Here is a 629-nt window from a genome sequence, read left to right on the forward strand (position 1 = left end):
ACACGTAGGCGAGGCGCCACGCACCGAGAGCAAGATCGGGTGGTATGTGGTGGTCGAGCTGGTGCGGGCCGTCGGTCTCATTGGCGACAGCCTGCGCCGTGGCAATGAGGACAGGCTCACACAGGCAATCACCAAATTATCTGGCCTCAGCGCACTGGCGACCCGTCTCTCGAGCGATGAACTATGGATCCTGATCAACCTTATCGAGGCAACAGCAGGGCGCTTTGCGGCCAACAGCCTCCATCGCCGCGTAGCGCGGCTCGCCGAGCGGGCGCCCGAGCTACAGCCTCGCATGTGGCGGTTCGCTCGTGAACAGTTCGCCCGGGGTCGGGGCGTCTTGTGGACGTCGCAGGTCCAGGGTCTGGAGCGCCTGATTGCGAGCGACAGCTTCGCGCTTTGTACGCCGACCGGATCGGGAAAAACGCTCGTCGCGAATATGGCGATCGTGAAGGAGCTACTTCTCGTCGATGCCCAGCCGGGACAAGCGCCGCTGGCGCTGTATCTTGTCCCATCGCGGGCCCTGGCGAGCGAGGTGGAAGCAAAGCTGACGGCTGAGCTGGGGAACGACCTAATCGTGACTGGCCTCTATGGCGGGGCGGGTTGGGGGATTTCAGACTTTTGGTTGACCG

1 protein-coding gene is annotated in these 629 nt (G+C 63.4%); it reads left to right on the plus strand.

The window, feature by feature from the left end; translation table 11 throughout:
- Positions 1–46: 46 nt before the first annotated feature.
- Positions 47–629: DEAD/DEAH box helicase (locus EOA22_RS36360; RefSeq protein ID WP_245478806.1), on the plus strand; the 583-nt coding region annotated here is incomplete at its 3' end.

Origin of the sequence: Mesorhizobium sp. M7A.F.Ca.US.014.04.1.1 (assembly GCF_003998745.1) — a bacterium.
Taxonomy (GTDB): Bacteria; Pseudomonadota; Alphaproteobacteria; order Rhizobiales; family Rhizobiaceae; genus Mesorhizobium; species Mesorhizobium ciceri.